We start from the raw sequence: 2298 nt of genomic DNA, 5'->3' as shown, positions 1-2298 counted from the left end.
GCGGGCGCGAGCGCCTCGGCCCGCTCGCCCGTGAGGTCGAGGCCGGCGGCGCGCGCGAGGAGCCGCACGACGTCCCCGGTGACGGTGAGGGGGGCCGTCACGTCACTTCTCCAGGTAGGTGTTCACGAAGACGTTGTTGCCCAGCGGCGTCTGCAGGAAGTCCTTCACGTTCTTCCGCAGGGCCACCGGGAAGGGCTGCTCGTACAGGAAGATCATCGGCGCTGCGGCCATGTAGGTCCTCTGGATCTGCGCGTAGAGGTTCGCGCGCTTCTTGGGATCGAGCTCGTTCTGGCTCTGCGCGAACAGCGCGTCCACCTTCGCGTCCCGGAAGCCCGTGTGGAAGGACTCCGCGTTGCGGTACACGGCCGCGTACGCGGTGCCCTCGTTCGGGTCGGCGATATCGTCCGTCCAGTAGTTGAACTGCATCTGGAAGTCGTTCTCGGCGTAGCGTCCGTTGGCGGTGGCACTTTCGAGCTGCTCGATGGAGAGCTTCACGCCGAGCTGCGCCCACATCTGCTGCAGGGCCGTGGCGAGCGCGATCTGGTCGGCGTTGCCCGCCACGACCTGCACGCTCAGCGCGAGGTTCGCGGGCGCGCCGGACTCCCTGTAGAGCGCCCTGGCCTTCGCGAGGTCGTAGGGGTAGCCGGTCTGCGCGGCGTACAGGGGCGTGGTGCTCGCGAGGTACGACTTGCTCTCCTTGCCGTTGCCGAACGCGACGAGCTTGATCAGCGCCGACTTGTCCGTGGCGTAGTTCAGGGCCTGCCGCAGCTTGAGGTTCGCGAGGGGATTCGCGGCGCCGCTCTTGAGCTTGCCCCGCGTGTTGATGACGATGAAGTTGCGCCGCGTGGACGGGAACAGCACCATGTTCAGCTGCGGGTTCGCCTTGAGTTCCGCGACGCGGGAGAAGGGGATGAACTCGGCGCCCTGGATCTCGCCGGACTGCAGCTTGAGGATGCGGGTGTTGTCGTCGGGCAGGATTTCGAAGCGGATGCCGTCGAGGTACGGGAGGGCCTTGCCGTCGGCGCCCTTCTTCCAGTAGTAGGGGTTGCGCTTGAGGACCATGCTGCTGCCGCGCTTCCACTCGCTCAGCACGAAGGGCCCGGAGCCGACGGGCTTCTCCGCGAAGGCCTTCGCGCGCGCCTGGTCGTCCTTGCCGGGTGTGGCGGCGTACTTCTTCGCGGGAAGGATCGCGGAATTGAACGTCGCGAGGGCCGCCACGAGGCTCGGGTCGGGGTGCTTGAGGGTCAGTACGACCTGGTTGCCCTTCGGGGTGACGCTCGCGATGGATTCGAGCAGCGCGTTCCACGCGCCGTGGTTCGGGTCGCGCGCCCGGTCGAGGGAGAACTTCACGTCGGCGGCGGTGACGGGCGTACCGTCGCTGAACTTCACGCCGGGCCGCAGGGTGAGCGTGAACGTCTTCCCGTCTCCCGAGAACGCGTACGACGACGCGAGCGCGCCCCGGAAGGTGTTCGTGCCGGGCACCGCCTCGATGAGGGTGTCGTAGAGGTTCGTCAGGATCCAGATGTCGAGGTTCGCGTCGGTGTAGACGGGGTCGAGCAGCAGCGAATCGGCGTAGCGTCCGTACGTGAGGGTGCCGCCCCGGACGGGCGCGGCGAGCGCGGCGAGGCTGGACGCGAGGGCGAGGGACACGGCGAGGGTCACGGTCGTCTTGCGCATAACTTCCTCCGGTGCGGCGTCAGCCCTGGTCGAGCGGACGGATCAGGATCTCGTTCACGTTGACGCGTTCGGGCTGCGTCACGGCGTACACGACGGCGGCCGCGACGTCCTCGGGCTCCAGCGGCGTGATCTGGCCTATGCGGCCCTCGTACGCGGACTTCGTCTCCTGGTGCGTGATGTGGTCCGTCAGTTCCGTCGCGACGACGCCCGGCTCGATCACGGTCACCCGGACGCGGTGCGTCCTCACCTCCTGCCGCAGGCCCTCGCTGAAGCCGCCCACGCCCCATTTCGTGGCGCTGTAGCCCGCCGAGGTGGGGCTCGCGCCGCGCCCCGACACGCTGGAGACGTTCACGACGTGCCCGCCGCCCTGCCCGCGCATGTGCGGGATCGCGGCGTGCGTGGCGTACATCAGACCGAGGAGGTTCACGTCGATCATGCGGCGCCAGTCGGTCGTGTCGGCGTCCGTGACGGGGCCGAGCAGCATGAGGCCCGCGTTGTTCACGAGGATGTCGAGCCGCCCGAGGGCGCTCACGGCGTGCTCCACCGCGAGCCGCGCCTGCGCCTCGTCCGCGACGTCCGCCACCACGACCTCCGCGCGGCCTCCGGCGTCCGTGACGCGGC

General features: G+C 69.0%; 2 protein-coding genes. Both read right to left on the bottom strand.

From position 1 onward, the window contains the following. Positions 1–102: 102 nt before the first annotated feature. A complete protein-coding gene (locus tag DEIPI_RS0119475) occupies positions 103–1677 on the bottom strand; it encodes an ABC transporter substrate-binding protein (protein ID WP_027482871.1) in 1575 nt (524 codons plus the stop codon). Positions 1678–1696: 19 nt separating this feature from the next. Next, positions 1697–2298: SDR family NAD(P)-dependent oxidoreductase (locus DEIPI_RS32830; protein ID WP_045234747.1), on the bottom strand; the 602-nt coding region annotated here is incomplete at its 5' end.

The organism is Deinococcus pimensis DSM 21231 (assembly GCF_000519345.1).
In the GTDB taxonomy this organism is placed as follows: domain Bacteria; phylum Deinococcota; class Deinococci; order Deinococcales; family Deinococcaceae; genus Deinococcus_A; species Deinococcus_A pimensis.
This window is presented reverse-complemented; position numbering and strand designations above follow the sequence as displayed.

Coding starts and splice junctions, on each gene's coding strand:
- DEIPI_RS0119475 (WP_027482871.1), bottom strand. CDS start 1,677: ATGCGCAAGACGACCGTGACCCTCGCCGTGTCCCTCGCCCTCGCGTCC.